The sequence below is a fragment of the Syntrophomonas sp. UBA5494 genome (genome assembly GCF_002426325.1).
In genome coordinates this window covers 7955-13162 of sequence record NZ_DIPG01000008.1, presented here as the reverse complement: position 1 = coordinate 13162, position 5208 = coordinate 7955, and the positions used below count along the sequence as shown (strand labels likewise).

The window sequence follows — 5208 nt, the reverse complement described above, 5'->3', positions numbered from 1 at the left end:
GGCTGTGACTTGAGATTCTGCTCGGAGCGTTTGATCTGTATCAAACTGAAAGCGGTAATCTCGGCCAGCATTTTTTTTACATCCATCAGTCCGATCAATTTATCCAGTTCTTTAAAGGAAGGACGGTCGAAAATTTCCGGGCAAAAATTGCTGGATGCCCGCTGCGGCAAGACCTCGGGATTGTTAAACTTTTTTGATATTTGCACTGTATCACTACTCCTATCTGTTGTACCCTATCATATGACACCCAGACAAAAGTGGTGCTACTTCGGAGCAGGTTGGTTTTACCTGTTTGGGGGCAACAGGGTTGAGGACCGGCCAACAAGGAAGATTCTATTTGTTGGCCTTTCTTGGTTAGCTTGGTTGGCTGAGCTTTTTACGACGTACAATCATTTATAAAAGAAAGCAATAACCGGTTGAATTGTTCGGGCTGGTCCAGATTTGCCACATGGCCCGCGTTGGCAATGGTTTTTACCGTACAATCCGTATAATGCTTGGTCCAATCCGCAAGATGCTTTTGTATGGTTCCTCTTGTATCCTGCTCACCGGCAACCACCAGCAACGGCGCGTCAAATCTGAACCTTTCTTCATGCAGACAGGCGCTAAAACCCTGCCACGACATAAGAAATTCCCGCTTATCCATTTCCTCGAACATCTGCGCGATATTCAGCAATGCCGGTTTTGTATGGACGCTTCCTTTGGCCATGTCTTTTTTAAGTCCCTGCCAGGTGTAAAGATACTTCATAATCGCCCCGGAGTATGCTAACAGTGTCTTTTCCCATTTAGGATAAGGCATGAATAACGGCGTTACCCCTGTCAGCATATAACCTACTGCGCCCCCGGCAAGGAATGCATATTCCTGCGCGACAAAAGCGCCCATTGAAAGCCCGCACAGTAAATACTGTCCGGGCTTTTCCGTATCGATTATAGCCTGAATATCTTCTGCCGCCAGTTTTACACTGAATTCGTTCGCAGGCCTTGACTTTCCATGGCCGCGGATATCAATGTTGATCACCGGATAGCCATTTTCCTGCAAACATGCAACCTGCGGCTCCCACATGGCGCGATGCAGTCCGTAACCATGCGCTAAAATCACAGTGATGGCTTGTTTCCCCGGCAAATACTCATAAGCTACTTGGCATCCTTCTCGATTTATAAACTTTTCCATAGGTCCTCCCATTCCTCAAGTGTTTACCATTACCCACTTAATCATTAACGAAGCTTGTCTGTCAAACATATTCATAGCTACAGCTGGTGGGTTACCAGGGCTGGTTAATAAAAAGGACCCTGTTCTCAAACGAACAAGGTCCTTTATAACTACATTCCTCTATTCTTGATTATTTTTCCTCTTCATTCCTGAAATCCAGATTAAGCATGCCGAGCGGGCGGATAGGCGCAACGGTGGAAATAGCGTGTTTATAAACCAACTGTTGCTTGTTGTCCATTTCTACTATCACGGTAAAATTATCGAATCCCTTCACCACGCCTTTGATTTGGAATCCATTTACCAGGTAGATGGTGACCGGGGTCTTATCCTTCCTAACCAGGTTTAAGAAAGTATCCTGCAGGTTGATCTGGCCTTTCGTCATTTAAGCAGCCCCTCCATTCAATAAAAACTCATACTCTTTATTATCTCTTCCTGTAGACATTTCTACAAGCCCCAAATATGTCCTGCCATTGAAAAAGAAATATTTTTTGCCAATTTATCAGCATCATAAAATTCACCGGGTTCAAGCCATATTATACGGTGGTCTTTTCTGAACCAGGTTAACTGGCGCTTGGCGAAACGACGGGTTTCTTTTTTGATCTCCTCTATCATCATCGCTTTGTTGATAAAACCTTCCAGATAATACATAACCTGCTTGTATCCCAGAGCTTGCATGGAGGTATGGCTCAAAGAACATCCCTGTTCCCGCAGTCTCAGAACCTCTTCAATCAACCCCTGTTCAATCATCCCGTCGACGCGCTGTTCAATCCGGGCATACAGCTGGCTGCGTTCCATGCTCAAGCCAATCGCCACCAGATGATATTGATGGCGGTTGCGGGCCTGAAAACGGGAAAACGGCTCCCCGGTCAATGCGAATACCTCCAGGGCGCGCACCAGTCGTCTCTGGTCATTGCGGCCGATAATGGCAGCATAATCGGGGTCGACCGCTTGGAGGCGTTCAAAAGCGAAATCAAGCCCGTGAAGCGATATAAGTTTGTTCCAGTAATCCCGGATAGCCTGACGTTTGGCCATGGGGTAAAACTGGTAATCGTCGACCACAGCCTGATAATACAGGCCGGTTCCCCCGGTAAGAACGGGCAGTATACCGTTCTGGTTAAGATGGTTGATAGTAGCTTTGGCCAATTGCTGGTACTGCGCGACGCTGAACTCCTCCCAGGGATCCACGATGTCGATGAGATGGTGGGCTACCCGGGCTTGCTCAACCGGAGTGGCCTTGGCAGTGCCAATATCCATACCCCGGTAAACCTGCATGGAGTCGCAGGACAGTATTTCCCCATTAAGCTTTTCCGCCAGCTCAACAGCCAGCGTGGTTTTACCGCTAGCAGTCGGTCCCACAATGGCCAGCAGTTTATCCAAATTGTAAACCACCTTTGCGCGTCAATCGCTGTTGACGTCGATTATTCCGAAATGAACCTGATTATGTACGCTGCCAACTACCTGATCGAATCCCAGCCTGGAAAACTCAGGGCTTCCGGCTCGTTCCTTCAACAGCACTCTTTTTCGGGCCACCCGCCCGGCTTCGCTTATGGCCTGTTCGCTCAAGGGCAGTGAGTCGCCAAGCATACGGATAGGGCTAAGGGTTTCGCTCTTCAACAGCGGTTTTCTAAACATAGGATCAAAGTATACCAGGTCAAAGGATTTGTCGGGCAGACTCTGTAAATAGCATAAATGGTCGATAGCCTGGACTTTGATGCGGTGAACGGCTTCATCAAGCCAGGGCATCCGGGAATCATAAAGCCGCATGCCCCATTTGATCGTATAAGCGATAGCCGGTGAGGATTCCAGTGCTGTCACCTGGCCTTGGGCAAAATATGCCAGGACGATGCTGTCCGCTCCCAGCCCCATAGTGCAGTCCAGTATAAGATCTCCCGGCTTAACCCGGGCGGCCTCAATGAGAGGATCGGGCTGATCTTTCCTGCGGTAAGCGCTGAGGCGCACTTTGGCCATGCTGGGATGAAAAAACAATTTGTCCTCCCCGATATGCAGAACCGGCACTGGCCGTTGCCAGACCAGGATGGCGTCAGCTTGACATTCTTGCTGCATAGCATAAAGCCCCCTGCGCTGACGGGGTACATACTCAAACTGACTGTCATCCAGAAACTGCCGGAAGGCCGGATCCGGTTCTATCCGGGATTGGGTTGTGGTAGCAACAATCTTCATTGACGACCTCAATCAACGCTTAAACATGTGTTCCAAATCCTCAGAAGATATCTTTATCAAGGTAGGGCGTCCATGGGGGCAGTACTTGTAATCCGGGGTATCTAACAGCTCCATAATCAATTGCGCCATTTCGGCCTGGTTTAGAAGCTGGCCGGCTTTGACTGCCTGCTGGCAAGCCATCCTCATCAAGGCCTTGACGCGCCACTGATCTTTGCCTTCCGGTTGGGGAGCATCCAGCATTTCTACAATGGTTTGCTCTTCGTGCCCGCTCAAGCCCGCAGGCACAGCCCGTATCACTACTGTATTATGCCCCAGCAGGCCGAGGTCGAAACCCAGGCTGCGGAAAAACTCGCTCTGTTCTTGCAAAAGTTCGACCTTTAAAGTCGATAATTCTATTACTACAGGAAATACCAATTCCTGGCACTCCCTGGCCTGAGCCTGATCCCGGTCGAGCAAGCGGTTGAATATGATGCGCTCATGAGCGGCGTGTTGGTCGACAATATAGAGTACCCGGTCTATTTCCGCCAGAATATAAGACTGCCGGAATTGACCTATGATGTTGACGGCAGCGGTAGCAGGGTCTTGATACCGAATGACCGGATCTGGTTCAAGGGTCCTGGGCTTAGGCTGAAAAGCCGGCTTATAGTTCTGAAAGGCGGGGATACCCCCGGAAATCCAACCGCCTGATATGGCTTCGGCCAGATCGGTCCCGGCTGCGGCCTCATGGGCGACGCGCTGATAGCCGCTGATACCTACCTGATGCTCCTGTAAACGGTTTTTTATGACCTCATGAACCGCTCGAAACACATCATGATCCTTGCGGAAACGAACTTCGTTTTTCTGCGGGTGCACATTGATATCCACCTGCCCGGGATCGATGACGATGTTGATTATAGCTACCGGAAACTCCCGCGAGACCAGCATGCCCTGATATGCCTGATCTACCGCCCGGTACAGAAGCGGGCTGCGTATGGGGCGGCAGTTGATATAGAAGCATTGCAGTTTACGGTTGGACTTTTTTAGCTCCGGGCGGGATATATATCCCGACAAAGAGATGTTCTCACCCTCGTATGATAAGGGCAGAAGCTGCTCCATCAGGCTGGAGCCGTGCACCGCTATGATAGCATCACGGAGCTGCCCGTTGCCCGGGGTCTTATAGTACAGACGCCCTTCGTTGCTGAATGAGATCGAGATATCCGGACGGGCCAGGGCATAGCGCCCCACCAGCTCATTGATGAAAATCCCCTCACTGACAGGCGATTTCTGAAAGTGCTTGCGTGCCGGGGTATTGTAAAAAAGATCTTCTACCAGCATACGGGTTCCCGGTACGGCTTCACGCTCTTCGCAGGCCAGAATCCGGCCTCCTTCGATGTGGAAGAACAGACCGGGTTCGCCTGCGCAGCGGCTGAAAACCTTAACCCGGGCTACGGCAGCAATACTTGGCAGGGCTTCGCCACGGAATCCCATGGTGATTATTTGCTGCAGATCGTCCACCGAGCTCAGTTTGCTGGTAGCATGGCGCTGAAATGCCAGTGAAATCTCATTAAGGGGTATGCCCTCTCCGTCATCCTCAACCTCGATGCTGAGGCCGCCGCCTCCGGTGATCCGCACCGCAATACGTGAAGCACCGGCGTCAATGGCGTTTTCCAGCAGTTCTTTGACCACTGAAGCCGGCCTTTCGATGACTTCACCAGCCGCGATTTTGTTGATTAGATGGTCATGCAGCAGTCGAATCGACATTTACAGCCTCGTTTCCTGTTTGGTTCGGGTATCTATGACCCGATATTCGTCGCCGGCCTTGTTCTGCAGGTATGCCAGTT

The 5208-nt window shown here is 50.4% G+C and carries 5 protein-coding genes and 1 pseudogene; all 6 read right to left on the bottom strand.

What is annotated here, in order from left to right:
- Positions 1-206: pseudogene (locus B3W37_RS00960) on the bottom strand (stage V sporulation protein K); the annotation flags it as partial.
- Positions 207-376: 170 nt separating this feature from the next.
- Positions 377-1168 (bottom strand): alpha/beta fold hydrolase, encoded by a 792-nt coding sequence (locus B3W37_RS00955; protein WP_483174514.1) that lies wholly within the window; start codon positions 1166-1168, stop codon positions 377-379.
- A gap of 169 nt (positions 1169-1337) precedes the next feature.
- On the bottom strand, positions 1338-1589 hold the full coding sequence (hfq, locus tag B3W37_RS00950) for an RNA chaperone Hfq (protein ID WP_481038980.1): 252 nt from the start codon (positions 1587-1589) through the stop codon (positions 1338-1340).
- Between the two features lie 62 nt (positions 1590-1651).
- A complete protein-coding gene (gene miaA / locus B3W37_RS00945; RefSeq protein ID WP_483170602.1) occupies positions 1652-2584 on the bottom strand; it encodes a tRNA (adenosine(37)-N6)-dimethylallyltransferase MiaA in 933 nt (310 codons plus the stop codon).
- A 21-nt stretch (positions 2585-2605) separates the two neighbouring features.
- Positions 2606-3388, bottom strand: coding sequence for a class I SAM-dependent methyltransferase (locus B3W37_RS00940; RefSeq protein ID WP_483174512.1), 783 nt, complete (start codon positions 3386-3388; stop codon positions 2606-2608).
- Positions 3389-3400: 12 nt separating this feature from the next.
- Positions 3401-5128: a DNA mismatch repair endonuclease MutL gene (gene mutL / locus B3W37_RS00935; protein WP_483174511.1), complete on the bottom strand. Its 1728-nt coding sequence runs from the start codon at positions 5126-5128 to the stop codon at positions 3401-3403.
- Between the last annotated feature and the right edge of the window lie 80 nt (positions 5129-5208).